The sequence below is a fragment of the Lacticaseibacillus jixianensis genome, from assembly GCF_003946485.1.
GTDB lineage: Bacteria > Bacillota > Bacilli > Lactobacillales > Lactobacillaceae > Lacticaseibacillus > Lacticaseibacillus jixianensis.
The window spans coordinates 183,760-199,567 of record NZ_RHOJ01000001.1 but is presented as its reverse complement, the minus strand read 5'-3'; the positions used below and the strand labels follow the sequence as shown (position 1 = coordinate 199,567).

Annotated in this window: 16 protein-coding genes; 1 reads left to right on the top strand and 15 read right to left on the bottom strand. The window is 58.1% G+C overall.

The window, feature by feature from the left end:
- Nucleotides 1–298 precede the first annotated feature (298 nt).
- The 15 genes from EKM85_RS00935 to EKM85_RS00865 form a co-directional block, all read right to left on the bottom strand.
- Nucleotides 299–1,585, bottom strand: a complete 1,287-nt coding sequence (locus EKM85_RS00935; protein WP_164510620.1) for a glycoside hydrolase family 38 C-terminal domain-containing protein — start codon at nucleotides 1,583–1,585, stop codon at nucleotides 299–301.
- 78 nt (nucleotides 1,586–1,663) lie between these two features.
- Entirely contained in the window at nucleotides 1,664–3,406 is a 1,743-nt protein-coding gene (locus EKM85_RS00930) for a glycoside hydrolase family 38 N-terminal domain-containing protein (RefSeq protein WP_125584397.1), read from the bottom strand.
- Between the two features lie 140 nt (nucleotides 3,407–3,546).
- Nucleotides 3,547–4,200 carry an amino acid ABC transporter permease gene (locus EKM85_RS00925; protein WP_125584396.1) on the bottom strand — a complete coding sequence of 218 codons (654 nt, stop codon included), beginning with the start codon at nucleotides 4,198–4,200 and terminating at the stop codon, nucleotides 3,547–3,549.
- Between the two features lie 18 nt (nucleotides 4,201–4,218).
- Nucleotides 4,219–4,863, bottom strand: a complete 645-nt coding sequence (locus tag EKM85_RS00920; RefSeq protein ID WP_125584395.1) for an amino acid ABC transporter permease — start codon at nucleotides 4,861–4,863, stop codon at nucleotides 4,219–4,221.
- Nucleotides 4,860–5,687 carry a glutamate ABC transporter substrate-binding protein gene (locus tag EKM85_RS00915; protein WP_125584394.1) on the bottom strand — a complete coding sequence of 276 codons (828 nt, stop codon included), beginning with the start codon at nucleotides 5,685–5,687 and terminating at the stop codon, nucleotides 4,860–4,862. Before EKM85_RS00915 ends, EKM85_RS00920 begins: the two co-directional genes overlap by 4 nt.
- Before the next feature lie 11 nt (nucleotides 5,688–5,698).
- The gene (locus EKM85_RS00910; protein WP_125584393.1) at nucleotides 5,699–6,436 is read right to left on the bottom strand and encodes an amino acid ABC transporter ATP-binding protein; all 738 of its coding nucleotides are present in this window, start codon (nucleotides 6,434–6,436) and stop codon (nucleotides 5,699–5,701) included.
- A gap of 303 nt (nucleotides 6,437–6,739) precedes the next feature.
- Nucleotides 6,740–7,567, bottom strand: coding sequence for a DUF6681 family protein (locus EKM85_RS00905; protein ID WP_125584392.1), 828 nt, complete (start codon nucleotides 7,565–7,567; stop codon nucleotides 6,740–6,742).
- 4 nt (nucleotides 7,568–7,571) lie between these two features.
- Entirely contained in the window at nucleotides 7,572–8,024 is a 453-nt protein-coding gene (locus tag EKM85_RS00900; protein WP_125584391.1) for a hypothetical protein, read from the bottom strand.
- 170 nt (nucleotides 8,025–8,194) lie between these two features.
- Nucleotides 8,195–8,626 (bottom strand): Fur family transcriptional regulator, encoded by a 432-nt coding sequence (locus EKM85_RS00895; RefSeq protein WP_125584390.1) that lies wholly within the window; start codon nucleotides 8,624–8,626, stop codon nucleotides 8,195–8,197.
- 67 nt (nucleotides 8,627–8,693) lie between these two features.
- Nucleotides 8,694–9,266 (bottom strand): nucleoside/nucleotide kinase family protein, encoded by a 573-nt coding sequence (locus EKM85_RS00890; RefSeq protein WP_125584389.1) that lies wholly within the window; start codon nucleotides 9,264–9,266, stop codon nucleotides 8,694–8,696.
- A gap of 148 nt (nucleotides 9,267–9,414) precedes the next feature.
- On the bottom strand, nucleotides 9,415–10,623 hold the full coding sequence (locus EKM85_RS00885) for a C40 family peptidase (protein ID WP_125584388.1): 1,209 nt from the start codon (nucleotides 10,621–10,623) through the stop codon (nucleotides 9,415–9,417).
- A 256-nt stretch (nucleotides 10,624–10,879) separates the two neighbouring features.
- Entirely contained in the window at nucleotides 10,880–12,028 is a 1,149-nt protein-coding gene (locus EKM85_RS00880) for a C40 family peptidase (protein WP_125584387.1), read from the bottom strand.
- Nucleotides 12,029–12,277: 249 nt separating this feature from the next.
- Nucleotides 12,278–12,631 (bottom strand): hypothetical protein, encoded by a 354-nt coding sequence (locus EKM85_RS00875; protein WP_125584386.1) that lies wholly within the window; start codon nucleotides 12,629–12,631, stop codon nucleotides 12,278–12,280.
- 71 nt (nucleotides 12,632–12,702) lie between these two features.
- A complete protein-coding gene (gene tyrS / locus EKM85_RS00870) occupies nucleotides 12,703–13,965 on the bottom strand; it encodes a tyrosine--tRNA ligase (protein WP_125584385.1) in 1,263 nt (420 codons plus the stop codon).
- A gap of 294 nt (nucleotides 13,966–14,259) precedes the next feature.
- Nucleotides 14,260–14,598: an ArsR/SmtB family transcription factor gene (locus EKM85_RS00865; protein WP_125584384.1), complete on the bottom strand. Its 339-nt coding sequence runs from the start codon at nucleotides 14,596–14,598 to the stop codon at nucleotides 14,260–14,262.
- A 186-nt stretch (nucleotides 14,599–14,784) separates the two neighbouring features.
- Here EKM85_RS00865 and EKM85_RS00860 point away from each other — a divergent pair, with 186 nt between their 5' ends.
- Nucleotides 14,785–15,720 (top strand): FAD:protein FMN transferase, encoded by a 936-nt coding sequence (locus EKM85_RS00860; protein WP_125584383.1) that lies wholly within the window; start codon nucleotides 14,785–14,787, stop codon nucleotides 15,718–15,720.
- The last annotated feature ends 88 nt before the right edge of the window (nucleotides 15,721–15,808 follow it).

The window sequence follows — 15,808 nt, the reverse complement described above, 5'->3', positions numbered from 1 at the left end:
CGCGCGTTACCACCTTAATTCGCCTAGTTGTCGCCAACTAGACCTCGGAGCGTACGGCCGGTTGCCCGGCGATATGCCATTGCTGTAATGGGCGCAATCCCAGGTGCCACTTCCGCAGTCGCGGCACCAACTCATAGCCTACTTTCGCTGATTGACCATCACCGCTTTCCACTCGCCGCGGCTCACTGACATGGCTGACTCAGTTACTCTGCTACTCTTCGTCTTTGTTGAGTGTCATCTTAGATTAAAATCTGCTAAGTGTCAACCCTCAGCATGAAGAAAAGATGAGAGATGCGGGTTAAACCTGCTTGAACGCCACGGTGACAATCTCGTACGGCTTCAAGGCCAAGGCAAAGGACCCATCAGCTTCAGCGCTCAGCGGCTGCTTAACGGACTCATCCAGTGCCACTCGGGCGGCTGACGCGTAGTCAAAGGTCGGGGTGACGGCCAGTTGCGTGTCCCCTGGCGTGTTGTTGTGCACGCGCACGATGACGGCATCCCCGTCCTCGCTCAGCTTGATGGCATCAACCTGGACCGCCTCGGCGCCGCTAAACGTGAACAGCGGCTTAAGGCCACTGGCCGTGTTTTGCCGGACGACCACCGGATCGTTCAAGGCGGCGGCTTCCTCAGCGACCTGGCCTTCGATGAAGTCACCGCGGTGGGGCAGCAAGCTGTACGTGAATTCGTGCAGTCCCTGGTCCGCGTCGGTGTCTGGGTAGACGCCGCACTTGATCAAAGACAGCGACAACCCGCGGGCAGTGGCGGCATAGCCGTACTTGCAGTCGTTCAGCAAGGCGACCCCGAAGTTGCGCTGCGCCATTTCGGCCCACTGGTGCCCGACCACTTCAAACTTCGCCTGCTCCCACGAGGTATTGCGAGCCACTGACCGCTGAATGTTGCCAAACTGAATATCATACGTGGCCTGGTCGGTCAGCACGTTCAGATCAAAATTGGTCCGCAGCAGCAGCTCGTGCTGGTGCCAGTCCGCCGTCGTCTTGAAGTCCAGCCGCCGCGCCGCGTTGGCGGCAATCAGCGTCTGGGTGATGGTCGACTGATCAAAGCGATACTTGAAGACCACCCGATAGCCGGCCGCTTCCTGGTAGGTCGTGATCGATTCGGCCGCCAGGACCCGCGACTTATCCGGATAATCGGCGTCAATATTCCAATTAGAAAAGGCAGTTGGCCGATCCTCGTAGATCGTCAGCACGTTGCCCAGACCACCCGGCCGAATGGCTTCGCGCTGGTTATCCTTGTCGTACACGGAAGTCAGCTGGCCGGCAGCGTTCCAGGCGATCTTGTAATGCGGGGTCTCGATCGCATTTGCTTCGCACGGCTGCGGCACCGGTGCTGGCGTCTGGCTGGGCGTGAAGGTCAGCGCCGTGGTCCCAAACGCGGGCACGGTCACATCAGGCAGGAGATAACCCGCCCCCAGCCGCTGCGCATTCACCTTATCACCGGCAGGCGTCGTAAAGACCCCGGCCCGCTTTTCCGGAACAAATGCCTGCGTCTTCTCACTCAGCAGCGGATTGCTCAGCTCGACGCCCGGCTGCTGGTTGGTGCGGTCCGCGGCGACCTTAGCGAGCAAGGAGAACGCCTCGGCGTAAAGCTTGTCGGCGTCCTCGTAAGCCTCGCCAATGGCCGAGCCTGGCAGTACATCATGGAACTAATTGCGCAGCAGGATCTCCCACGCGCGGTCGAAGGCAGCCTTGGGGTAAGGGGTCCCGTGTTCAACGTAAGCCGTGGTCGCCAGGATCTCAGCGCGCCGCAGCGCCAGCTCCAGCTTCCGGTTGTGCCGCTTCGTTCTGGCCTGGGAAGTATAGGTCCCCCGGTGGAACTCCAGGTAGAGCTCTCCGTTCCACTCGGGCAGGGGCTCCTGATTGGCCTTGACGGTTTCATCAAGGTCCTTGAAGAAGTCCGCCACCGTCTTGTTTTTGGCGTGAGGCAGGCCTGGCAGCTCATCGATCACGTGCAGGTTCTCGATCATTTCCTTGGTGGGGCCGCCGCCGCCATCGCCGAAGCCATAAGGCATCAAGAGCACGTTGGACTTGTCCTTGTCCTTGAACTCGTGGTAGGAGCCTAACGCGACGTGCGGCGAGATCTCACCGTTATACGTGTAGTTCCACACCTTGGCCTGCGAGTAATCCTCGGTCCGCTCCACGGTGGTCAAAAACTGCGTCAACACCCGGCTGCCGTCCAGCCCCGTCCACATGAAGAGATCGTGTGGCATCCGGTTGGTGTCGTTCCAGGAAATCTTGATGGTCACGAAGCGGTCGATGCCAAAGCCGCGCATGATCTGCGGCAGCGCGTAGGAGTAGCCAAACACGTCCGGCAGCCACATGACGGTCTGCTTGTGGTGGAACTTCTCCTCAAAATAGCGGGTCCCATACAGAAACTGTCTGACCAGTGCCTCGCCGCTTGGCAGGTTGGTATCCGGCTCCAACCAGGTGCCGCCGTCCGGCTCCCAGCGGCCTTCCGCCGCCCGGGCCTGGATCTGCTTGAACATCGCCGGATCGTCTTGCTCAATGAACTTGTGGACCTGGGGCGTCGAATAGAAGAACTTAAAGTCCGGGTAGCGGTCCATCAGCCGCAGCGCAGTGGCAAACGAGCGCCGGGCCTTTTCCCGCGTGTGGCGGTACGTCCACAGCCAGGCGACATCGATGTGGGTCTGGCCGATGGCGTCGATCGAAAAGTTGAGCTTCTCGTTTTGGTGCCGCGCAATGAAGGCCTTGATCAAGGCCAGCGCGTTGACTGCCGCTGTGGCCGTCGCCGCCGGAGTCGCCGTGGCCCAGAAGAAGCCGTTAAAGGCGCGCTTGACCAATCGAATGTAACTGTACCGCAGCGGGTTATCCTCACTGAGCTCCGGGATCAAGTTGACGATGTTGCTCAGGTACCGGTAGGCCAGCCGCACCGTCCGCCGCTCTGGGCCGCGGCTGGCGGTCGTAAAGGTGTAATGCTGGATCTTTTTTGGCCCGCCGCCTTCAAGGCCGGTCCACATCATCAGCTGAAGATCAACCGTCTGCCCGTCGTATTCTGGGCCGAGAAAGACCTCCTCGTGGTTACTGTCGACCGCCTGGCGCGGCTTGCCGTCAACAAACAGCAGGCCCTCAAAGCCGGAGTTGTTTCCTTCACCGGTGCGTCCAAGATCAAGGCGCAAGACTGTGCTGCTTTCCTTGCTGGCGTGGACCTGCACCTTGAAGCGCAGCCAGTAGTAATCGTCGCGGCCGGACCACTGGTCACCGACTTTGACGGGCTGCCAGTTGGCATCGGCCGGCGGCAGCGCCCGGTGATCCGTGCGCGTCTCGTGCCAAAGTGACATATTCTCGATTTCACTAAAGCCAGCGTAAATGGCTTGGTGCAGCAGTCTGACCTGCTGGTTGGCTTTGCGCTGATTAAACTCTTCTGTCATTGTTTACCTCCTTGCTCACATTGGGGCAAGTATAGCGCATACATTTTTAAGTGAAAACATTGACATTTGAATTTCATTTGCTCCACATTAAAACGCCGCCTTCATGAGAAGGCGACGTTGCTCAGGACTCATTCACTTGGTCAGTTCAGCTTGCGATCAATGACGTGCGAGCCCACCGACAGCGCGTAGTTAACGATGAAGTACAAAAGCGCCAGGGCCACGAACATCGGGATCGTGTAGTTGACGTTTTGCCCGTAGATGATCTGCGCGTGCTGCGTCAGCTCCGGCAGCAGAATGATGGTCGCCAGACTGGTGTCCTTCACCAGCGAAATGAACTGCGACACCAGCGGCGGGATCATTTTCTTAAAGGCTTGCGGCAAGATGATCTGCAGCATCGCCTGCGAATAGGTCATCCCGTTGCTGCGGGCCGCCTCCATCTGCCCGATCGGCACGGCGCCGATCCCCGAGCGGATGATCTCCGCCAGCATGGCCGATTCAAAGACCGTCATGGCAATGATCGACGCGGGCACCACGGACAGCCGGATACCGATGTTAGGCAGGGCAAAGTAAGTGAAAAACAAGATCAACAGCAGCGGTAAGTTCCGGATCAGATCAATGATGAACCCGACGATCGCGCTAAAGTACTTGATCTTCACGTACCGCGCCACCCCAAGCAGCGTCCCGATGATAAAGCTGAAAAAGATCGAGACCACCGACACCTCGACGGTGACCCACAGGCCGCGCAGGAGGTAGGACAGGTTAACCGCAGAATAAGCATCAATAAAGTTTTGCATATGCGTTCGTCCTCCCTTCTAGGCCCGTGACCAGTGTTTTTCAAGGTACCGCATCGCGTACGACATCGGCATCGTGACCACCAGGTACAAGACCCCGACCACGAGGTAGGTGTCAAAGGTGTTGAAGGTGGCCGCCGCGATCAGCTTGCCCTGGTACATCAGGTCAAAGCCGGCGACGAAGGCCAGCACACTGGAATTTTTGACCAGGTTGATGAACTGGTTCCCTAGCGATGGCACCACGATCTTGATGGCCTGGGGAAAAACGATCTGCACCATGGCCTGCGTGTAAGTGAGCCCGTTGCTGCGGGCCCCTTCCATCTGGCCGACAGGTACCGCCCCGATGCCGGCCCGCACCGTTTCAGCAATGAAGGCCGAGGTGTAAATCGTCAGCCCGATGGTGCCGGCGGTGAAGCCGTCCATCTGCACGATGAACTGCGGGACGATCACGTAAAATGCCATCGTGATGACCAGCAGCGGAATGTTGCGAATGAACTCCACGTAGGCCTTGCCGATCACGCGCACCCATTTTTTGTGGGAGATCTCCAGCAGCGCGAAGACGGTGCCGATGATCAAACTGGCCACCAGCGCAATGATTGAAGATAGCAGCGTGTAGCCCAGCCCAGAAATCAGCGGGCCAAAGTTAGTGGTGAAAATGTTGATCATGGGTGCACCTCCTTCACATCAAAGCCAGGCACGTCACTGAACCATTTCTTCAGCAGCCGCTCGTAGGTCCCATTTTTATCCAGCTGATCTAAGGCCTTGTTCATCGCCTTGGTCAGGCGATCCTGCCCCTTGTTCATCGCGATCCCGTACGGCTCAGTGGTAAAAGTGCCGCCCACCACGACGTAGCTGGGGTCCTGCTGAGACATCCCGTACAGGATGCCATTGTCGGTGGTCAACGCGTCGCCCTGATGCGACTTGAGCGCGGTGAACGCCTGCGAATAGTCGGCAAGCTGCAGCACCCGCGCCGCCGGGGCCGCTTTTTTAATGTTGTCAACGGAATTAGAGCCTTGGACCCCAATCACCGAAGTGCCCTGCTTCAGGTCCTTAACGGAATGGATCTTGCTGCCCTTGGGCACCAGCAGCGACTGGCCGGCGCTGAAGTAGCTCTTGGAAAAATTCAGCACTTTCTGCCGGTCAGGCGTGATGGACATCGTGCCGATCACGGCGTCCACGTTGCCGGCCTTCAGCATCGGCACCCGCGTGTCGGAGGTGATCTGAGTCAGCTCCGCCTTGCCGCTTTGACCCAAGATCTGCTTGGTCAGCGCCTTGGCCATGTCGACCTCAAAGCCTTCGATTTTGCCGGTCTTGGTGTTCATCAAGCCGAAAAGCCTAGTGTCGGCCTTCACGCCCCAGACGATTTTGCCGGTCTGCTGCGCGCGGGCAAGGGCATCGCTATCGGCCACCGGCTTGCCGCACGCGCTGATCAGCAGCAGCAAGGTCAGACCTGCGAGTAAGACGCCAAACTGACGAATTCGTTTAGCCATAGTCTTCCCTCCTAGTGGTTCAAGATCTTGCTGATGAATTCCTGCGCCCGCGGCTCCTTTGGGTGATCGAAGAAACCGGTAACGTCCTTTGAATCCTCGAGGATCTGCCCATCCGCCATAAAGACGATGCGATCGCCAACCCGCTTGGCAAAGCCCATTTCGTGAGTGACCACGACCATGGTCATGCCCTGCTTGGCGATTTTTTGCATGACGTCGAGCACGTCGCCGATCATTTCCGGATCCAGCGCAGACGTCGGCTCATCGAACAAAATGGCCCGCGGATTCATCGCCAAAGACCGGGCGATGGCCACGCGCTGCTTTTGCCCACCAGAAAGCGCGGCCGGCAGCTTGGGCGCCTGGTCGGCCAGGCCGACCATGTCGAGCAAGTCCATGGCTTCCTTCTTGGCCTTCTCTTTATCGGCCTTCAGCACCAGCGTTGGGCCAAGCGTGATGTTTTCGAGCACCGTTTTGTTTGCGTAGAGATTGAAGTGCTGAAAGACCATGCCGACGTTCTTGCGAATGCGGTTCATATCGGTCTTTTTATCCGCAAGATCAAAATCGTTGACGATCAACTGACCGGACGTGATACGTTCCAAGCCGTTAATCGTTCGGAGTAAGGTGCTCTTACCTGACCCCGAAGGCCCGATGATGGTCACGACTTCACCACGATCGATCGTCAGGTTGATGTTTTTTAAGGCGTGAAACTTTCCATAGTATTTCTCGACGTCGTGAAATTCGATCATTGACATCGCAATTCCCCCTTTACGCAAATCAATTAGGTGCGCACTGCTTGCGTCTAGATTACCGCGTCCGGCAGGGCAGATGCAAGAAAATGCGCTTGCAAATCGCCTGTCTTGACTCGCGGGTGGAGTGAAAATCCTTACTGGCCAACACTTTACGAACCCAAAATGCGTTTTCTTCCGGGCGGCCACGGACCCCGGTCAGCGAGCAATAACGAACGTTTCCGGGTAAACAAAAGCGCCGGGCCAGGGACGAGAATTATCATATCCATAAAATAATTCTACCAGATATTTGGTTCGACGCAAATTTAGTTATTTGGATGTCACATTTTCCCGCGGGGTGTAAGCGATTTGGACCCGCAGTGTGTATGGCTGGTGTTCGGTCAAAAGCCCGGCACGGCCCGGCCGTTTGCTCTCACCACCCTGAATCAGGACATGGGCGGCCGCTAGCCGGTAGTCCTTTTGGGCGGCCTTGACCGGCATCAGCCCGACCCGCGTGATCTCCCCAAGTGCCAGCGGCTTGAGGGCATTTAAGCCGCCGTACACGAGCAATCGGCCTTGCTCTTCGCTCAGCCGAAAGTAGGGCAGCTCCACGGGCGCGCCCATGGCCGCCACTGGCGCGTGGGTCTGGCGTGCGACGTGCAGTACCGCCCGCTCGTCTAGTCCTTGGTAATTCAAGCTCATCACCCCGGTCGCGACCAGCTGGCGCACCAGCTGATCGAGCGCCGCCTGCTGCGCCGGGCTCGTGATCACCGTCGTGGGCAGCAGCTGCTGATCGGCAAACACGCCGCTGGCCGCCCCGGTCTGCGGCCCCGCCGTCAGTGCTCGTTCTGCGGCCTTCAGGTGCTCCTGGTTGCCGCCAAGCAGGCGCTCCACCTTGGGTGAAAGATCAAACGGCACGGTCTTGTCCGTGTAGTAATAGACCGCGTTCAAGACGATGAAGTACAGAAACACGAAGAACAGGAGCAAAAACAAGGCGCCGCGCAGCCGATACCCCTGATAGCGCAGGCACGAAATGGCGAGGTACAGGATGTAAAAATTGGCGAGCCCGGCCACGACCGTAAACGCCTTACCCTTGGCCTTATCTTGGATGTTGAAGTACCCAAGCAGTCGGTTGAGAATGTCTAATGCCGTTAGCATGCGGTCACCTCCCCGCCGGTGCGGTCGCAGCACCATCATTCGCGGCGTCTGCATCCGCACTGCTAGTCGTACTTGAGCTGGCGCTAGCGCTGGTCACACTGCTACTGCTGCTGGCGTGCGGACTGTCCTTAGCAGTCTCGTTGCCCGAAGCGCTCGTGCGGCTCTCCGACGTTGCCGCCTTGTCCTGCGTGGTCGCACTGGAAGACGATGCCGCAGGCGCCGATTGGCTTGACGCCGCACTACTGCTCGATGAAGCCGGCCGACTAGGGGTGCTGGCTGAAGTGGCACTGCTGGCCTTTTGCTCCTTGATACTGGAAATCAGTGAGCTTTGGGCCGCCGGTGATTTCGGCGTGCTCGTCGGGTCGACGGCATTATTGATCCAATTATAGCCGCTGATCAAGACGATCAGTGACACGATGGCCGCTGGCGACAGCAGCGGCGGCGTTCGATAAGCCATGTGAAGTCCTCCTTGCCCAAGCGTTGATACTCTGATTCTAACGTAAACTAGCCCGCTCGCCGGTTAAGAATCCCGAAAGCCGCCCAAAATTGCGCTGGGCGAAAGACTGCAGGGTGGCAATGCGCAGGCGACGTTATTGACAAAAAATCCCGCACACTGGCGGGATTCGGTTATTTGCCGAGCTTTTTTGCGCAGTCAGCGCAGAGCCCGTATAGCTCAAAATTATGACTAGCGATCTTCGCTCCTGGCAGCTGGTTTTCGAAGTAACCAAGGGGACACATCTTGACCTCCTGCACGCGGTGACAATTGGTGCAGATGAAGTGGTGGTGGTGAGGATGCTGGAAATCACACTGGAGCTTAACGATCGCCTGCTCGTTTTCCACGTCGCTTTCCAGGATCCCTAGCTGCTCAAACGCCTTGACGTTGCGGTAAATCGTGTCGTGCGACAGCCCTGGGTACTGCCCGCGCATATAGGAATCAAGCTGGGTCACCGGCACGAACTTACCGCTTTGATCTAAATAAGCGACCAAGGCGCGGCGCTGCTTAGTGACCCGCATCCCGCTTTGCTTCATTTTCTCGATGGCGATAGTTGCTTGCGACATGATAGCCTCCCTTGGTTAATCGGACTGATTACGATTTAGGTCAGTCTACCACACGGGCCGCTTCAATTCAATCAGCCATGGCGCCACCGCGCAGTGCCGCCATAAACGCATCGATCTGCTTGCAGGCCGCGGGCCAATCGTCATTCTTGATGACCGTTGCCACCGGCTTCAAAGCGGCCGGCAGCTGCAGATCCCGCTTGTACTCCGCCGAAGCCAACCGTTGCTGCACCATCGCCTCGGGATCCCCGCGGGCCAACAGGCGCTGCTTGAGGATCGTGGGGTCCTCGATCGTCAGATACAGCACCGCGATTTGGTCTCCCAGCTCGCGGGCATAGGTGATGGCCCCCGCGGTATCAAGGACAATGCTGGCAAAATCGGCCTTGGCAAACGACCGGGCCAACGATTCGCGCGAGCTGCCGTACTCGTAGCCGGCGTACGTCACGTGCTCAATATAGTGGTTCGCGGCAAAGCTGGCAGGCGTCTCGAAGTAGTAATCCACCCCGTCAACTTCACCAGGCCGCCTTGGCCGCGTCGTGTGGGTCATGACGCGGTCCACCCCGTACTGCTTTGTCAGATAGGAAGAGACAGTCGTTTTCCCGGTGCCCGTCGCCCCGGTGATCACGATCAGTTTGTGCCGCATGCGTCAGTTCTCCTTGTGGGCGCCAGCCCCCCACGTCTAGCGGTGCAGCGGCACTGGCGCCAATTGAATAAGCCCATTTTACCTTAAACTAGGTCATGAAAAAAGCCGACCCTGCGGCCGACTCCAATTTGAGTGAATGTTTACTGGTTTAGATCCGGCGTGCGTTCGTCGGGGTCCAGGAACCAACACTTTGCGTGGTGACTGACTGGCCCGGGTTCGGCGCGTGGACAAACTGACCGCCGCCGATGTAGATCGCGACGTGGTAGGCTGGGGCACCCCAGAAAAGCAGGTCGCCTGGCTGCAGGTTGCCCAAGGAAACGGGGCTGCCGATGCGTTGCAGCTGTGAAGCCTGGTGAGGCAGGCTGCCAAGACCAGAGAGCTTAGCGGCGTAAACGACCAGCCCGGAGCAGTCAAACGCGGAAGGCCCAGCAGCCGCCCACACGTACGGCTTGCCCATTTGGCCAAGGGCCGCGGCAACGAAACCGGACTTGCTGCCATTACCATAGGAAACGCTTGGGGCCGGCGTGTTGTTATTGACGCGAACGACCGTGCTCTTCGCAGTAGCGGCACTAGCAGCGCGATGGCTGGTTGCGGCCGGCGCAGCGGCAGCCTTAGCAGCATTAGCCTGAGCGACCAGCGCGGCAGCCGCGGCAGCCGTGGCTTGGGACACGCTGTTCTTCAGGTCTGTGAGCTTTGCTTTGTTGGCGTTGATCTGGCTCGTCAGATCCTTGGCCTGCTTGGTGGCGCTGGCCTTCATGGTTTCAAGCTTGCTCTTGTCGGCAACCAGCTTAGCCTTGTTCGCCGTGAGCTGCTGCTTTTTGGTTTCCTGCTCCGCCTTGAGTGAGGCCACCTTGGCCTTCGCCTGCTGAACGGCCGTCAGTGCTTCTTGACTGGCCTGGTTCAGTTTGTTAACGGTAAAACCGCGGGAAATCAAATCGGAGAGATCTTTGGCGTTCAGCATGAAGTCCATGTACACGTTGCCGGTCACCGAATCGCCGACCTGTTTTTGCAGGGAGACGAGTTGCTTTTTCAGAACGGTCTTGCGCGTCTTGACCTCGGCTGTCGCCTTGTCAATCTGAACCGCATAGGCCGCGATCTTGGCCTGAGTGGCATCGATGCTGGCCTGCGTCTTCTGCAGGGAGATCATCGTGTCTGAGATCTGGTTGTTGATCTTCGTCACGTTGTTTTGGGCGTCCTGCAACTTCTCAACGAGGGTCGCCGTGGCTGATTGGTTCTTGGAAACGGCGCTCTTCGCGTCGCTGACGGAATCAGCTGAAACTGTTGTGCTGGTACTTAAGGTGCCGGCACTAAGCAGTGCAGCCACCGCGATCACTGATAAGGCTTTGGAAATTTTCATTAAACATTCACTCCTCAATGAATTAACTGTAGATGAGTGTAACAAGCGCACGTTACAGGGATGTTACAGCAACGTTAACAAACAAAGTCGGTCGCACCGCGTTTTATGTCATTGTGGCAAATGCAACAATCCCCGCACATTTGGGCGGTGTACACCCACAGATTACGGATTAAAGCAAGACAATCCCGTAACCATTTTTTGCATAAAAAAAGCCCGTAGTTGCATACGGGCTGAAAAGAGAATAATCAATTTGCGCCTAAACGCGGCGCGCGAAGTTAGGCCGCCAGCCGTTAACGCTGGCCGTGTGGACAACGTCGCCCGGCTTTGGTGCGTGCACGTACTGCCCGCCGCCAACATAGATCGCCACGTGGTAGGCAGAGCCGACCCCGCCCCAGAACAGCAGGTCGCCGGGCTGAAGGCTGCCCAGGGAAACGGACCGCCCCATCGTGCTCAAGGCCTGAGACGTGTGGTAAGAACTCAAAGCGGGAATGCCAGCCGCGCGCCCGGCCACGTAAACCAGGCCGGAGCAGTCAACGCCACTGGCGCTCTTGCCGCCGTAAGCGTAAGGGACACCGCGCATCCCGAGCGCGTTGCCAACCAGTGAACCGCCGTGAAGGCTTGGTGCCACCGCGGTGCTAGCAGCAACTTGGTGCGCCAGCGCCACTGGCCGCGGGGCTGCCTGCGGCCGGCTGGCGTTGTCTGCGACGATCGCTGCGGCCGCCTTGGCGGTTGCTTGGTTCTTTGAGGTGGCCAGCTGCGTCAGCTGCGCCTTATTGTCATCAATTTTCTTTTGCAATGCCGCCGCATCGGCCTTGGCCTTGGCTGCCGTGGCGTCAAATGCCGCCTTCGCCGCCGTCAACTTGGACTTGTTGGCGATCAGCTCGGCTTTCTTTGCGGTCTGCTCGGCCTTCAGATCCTTGGCCTTGGCCTGCGCGTCCTGAACCGCCTGCAGCGCTTCTTGGGAGGCCTGATTCAGTTTGTTAACGGTGAACCCCCGGGAGATCAGATCCGAGAGGTCCTTGGCGTTCAGCATAAAGTCAAAGTAGACGTTGCCGGTCGCCGAATCACCGATCTGCTTTTGCAAGGAGACCAGCTGGTGCTTCAGGACCGTTTTGCGGCTCTTGACCTCGGCGTTGGCCTTCGTGATCTGACTTTGGTAGGCGCTGATCTTGCTTTGCGCCTGGTCGATCGCGGCCTGCGTGTCGTCGATTTGCGAAACCAAGTTCGACGCGTTGTTGGCTGCCTTCAGCACCTTGTTTTGCGCGGCCTGCAACTGTTGGATCAGGCTACCGGTCGCCTGACTGGCACTGCCAGCCGGGGCGGCATTAACTGGTTCGCCGGCCATGCCGAAGACCCCGATCAGCGCTGCAACCCCCAAGACTGCAGCAACTTTCCCTAACCTCATGTGGACACACTCCTCTTTTTGATCTGCACCCACCATATCAGTCGTACGTTACAGAGGCGTTACAGTGTGGTTAACAAAGCGAGTCACTTCACGTCAAGCAAAAGAGGCTGCGCCATCAAGCGGTATTGGCCCAAAGCACAAGCGCCTCTGCAATGCGATTCGTTTTTAGAATCGCGGTGCAGAGGCGCTTGTCTACGTGGCGGCGCTTTATAGAACGCGCCTAGAGAAATCTGGGCTCACTCTCATTGACTACTTTTTCTCGGCATGGACCGGCACGACTTCCAGATGCAGCTGAAACGCCTCGGTGCGGTCCATCACCGCGATGACGAAATGATCATCGGCAAACCAGCTCAAAGACAAGGTATCGCCGGTCGCCTCGGCGAGCTGGTGCAGATCCAGGGGCTGCTTCAAAGCCAACGCCAGCACCTGCTCTGCCAGTTCACGAATGTCGGGCAGTGGACAGGCGGCAAGCTCCGCGTTAAGTAGCCGCAGCGCCTCGCGGCAGGCAGCAGTAAAGCTGAGCAGCTGCTGGCCGTCCAGCCCGGAATAAAACACGGCTAGGGATTGATGCTGATACGTGGCGCCAATCACGGAATATGCCATACCGATTCCCCCTTTTTCTTCAGTATAGCATCTTAAAAGCACGCCCGGCGCGCCTGATCCTTGGCAACGGCCTAACGCGCGATCCGCACCAGGAAGTACTTCTTCTTGCCGCGGCGAACGATGGTGAACGCCCCGTCAAAGTGCGCGCGCGGATCGACCACGAAGGCCAGATCGCGCTGCTTGACCCCGTTAATGGTGATCGCCCCGTTTTGAACGTCCTCGCGGGCCTGGCGCCGTGACGGCTCAATGCCAGTGGTGTCTACCAGCCAGGTGACAATGTTCTCTGCGGCCGCCGGTGCCGTCTTGCTCGGGAACTGCTTGAAGCCCTGCTCGATCTCCTCGACGGTCAAATCCTGCACGTCCCCGGAAAACAGTGCCGCGGAGATGGCCTCCGCCTGCGCGACGGCCTTTTGCCCGTGCACAAACTTGGTGACTTCCTGGGCTAAGCGGCGCTGGGCCTCACGCTTTTCCGGGTGCGCGTGCGTGGCCTCAACTAGCTCCTGGATCTCTTCTTTGCTTAGGAAGGTGAAGAACTTCAGGAACTTCTCGACGTCCTTATCGTCCTGATTAAACCAGAACTGATAGAACTCGTACGGCGAGGTCTTCTCCGGATCGAGCCATACCGCCCCCCCGGCGGACTTGCCGAACTTGGTCCCATCTGACTTCAGCATCAGCGGGTTGGTCAGCCCAAAGACCTTGGCCGCTGGCCCCTCGACCTTGTGGATCAGGTCGATGCCCGCGGTGATGTTCCCCCACTGGTCCGCCCCGCCGAGCTGCACCTGGACGTCCTCGGTTTGGTATAGCTTGAGAAAATCGATCGATTGCAGGATCTGGTAAGTAAATTCAGTGTACGAGATCCCGTTTTCGAGGCGGCTGGCGACGACCTCTTTATTCAGCATCTGGTTGACCGGGAACAGCTTGCCGTAGTCGCGCAAAAAGTCCAGCAGGCTCAGTTTGCTGAGCCAGGAATAGTTGTCAACGATGCGGAAGTTGTCCGTGCCAAACAGCCGCTCCATCTGGGCGGTCAGCTTCTTCTTGTTCTCATCGATCGTCGCCATCGTTTGCAGGACGCGCTCGGAATTGCGGCCTGAGGGATCGCCGATCGAACCGGTCCCACCGCCAATCACGATCACCGGCTTGTGGCCCATCAGCTGGAACCGCTTGAGCATCATGAATGGGATCAGGTGCCCCACGTGCAGCGAGTCGCCCGTCGGATCCGTGCCTACGTAGATGCCGACGTGCTTGTCGGTCGTGAGCTTGCGCAGCCCCTCCTCGTCCGTCATCTGGTTCAGTGCCCCGCGCCAGGCGAGTTCGTCTAAAATATTTGCTTCCATGGCTATCCTCCTCGTATTTTCGGACCGAAAAAAAGCCCTGCTTGCATCTGCAAACAGGGACGGAATAATCCGCGGTACCACCCACGTTATGGCCAAGGCCATCACTCAACAATGGATAACGTCATCACCCGCAGACCGTTTCGCGAAGGTGTAATTCGCTTGGCAGCAACGGTCGGCTTCCATCAGCCGCCGACTTTCTGAGACGTTCGCTGCCAACCTACTGAACTTCCGGTCGTCATATTAACGCTAGTGTCGCACGTCCACTGCCGGCTGTCAATGACCACCCCAAGCGCGCTAGGCCTTCTCGCAGGACCGCGCCTTGAGCGCCTGCGTGATGCGCTCAAGCCGAGCGATCGTGTCGTCCAGCGTCAAGTAATAGTACACAACGTTGCCCACCTGGTGAGACCCCACGATGCCAATGTCATGCAAGGTCTTGAGATGGTGCGACGTGGCTGGCTGCGACAAGCCGATCGCTTTTGCTAAATCATTGACCTTGATGCCGTGCGCTTCCTCGGACTGCCCCAAAATCATCAATAATTTCTGCCGATTCGCGTTGGCCAAGGCATTTAAATGCCCAATATCTGCCTGAAACTCCCGTAATGCGGCCTCGTGTGCCGCTTTATAATCCGTCACCACATTCACCTCCAAAGTCTTCGTTAATTTTTATATTACTCTTTTTATAGAACAAGTTTTGTCAAAATTGCATATTTTTCTGGTCACTTTTTAGAAAAGTGTCTATCTTGAAAACGGTTGCCCAAGGACGGATAATGAAAGCGCGTGAGGTGTTGCGAGACGACACCCGGAAAAGAGGTTCTTCTGATGACTTCGACATTCGAATTCGATGGGTTGGGCGCCAAAAATACGCTGACAATCCATGCGGGCGGCGGTCCTGACACCTTTGACCAAAGCGTCGCCATGGTTTCCGCCTACGCCAAGCTGCTTTCGTTCTACGATCCGGACTCGCTATTGACCACAATCAATCAGCAGGCGGGCATTGCCCCGGTGCACATTCCCGTGCGGCCGGTGTTCAACCTGATCGCCCGCGCCGTCGCGTGGAGCAAACGCGGGTTGGGCTACAACGCCCTGATCGGTCCGCTGGTGGCCTTGTGGCGGATCGGCTTTGACGATGCCAGCGTCCCGAGCAGCGACCGCATCAAGGCTGCACTCGCTTTGACCGACCCCGACAAGGTCGTTTTGGACTCCGAGGCGCAAACGGTGTTTCTCAGCGTGCCCGGCATGTCGCTTGACCTCGGGGGGATCGCCAAGGGGTTCATCCTTGATGAACTGAGCAAGCTCTGGCAGCGGCAAGGCGTGCTTGGCGGCCGCATCGACCTGGCCGGCAATCAGGTGCTGGTGGGCCAAAGTGAAAGCGGAGTGCCGCTCTGGCAGATCGGCATTGTGGATCCTCGGGCGCCGCAGAACCCGCCGATCGCCACGTTGACCACCACGCCCAAAGCCCTGGTCACCACGGGGATCTACTTCAGGCACTTCGATCGCCGCGGCCACGTCTACCACCACCTGCTGGATCCGCAAACCGGCAGCCCGGTCGACTCCGCCATGGCCAGTATCACCGTGGTCGCCGACTCGGCGGAAAAGGCCGACGTGCTCTCCTCGATCGGCTTTTACGCCGGCCTGCCTGAGGGTTTGCACCTGATCGAAACCGAAGGTGCTGAAGCAGTCTTCATCACCAAAGACACACGCATCAGCCAAACCAGTGGGCTGCGTGAGACCTTGATGCCCGAGATGGGTCACTAACGAAAACAGGCTGAGCCAGAATGTAGTTTTAGCCCAAAGCCCAAGCGCCTCCGCTGTGCGATTCGGTTTTAGAATCGTGCTGCGGAGG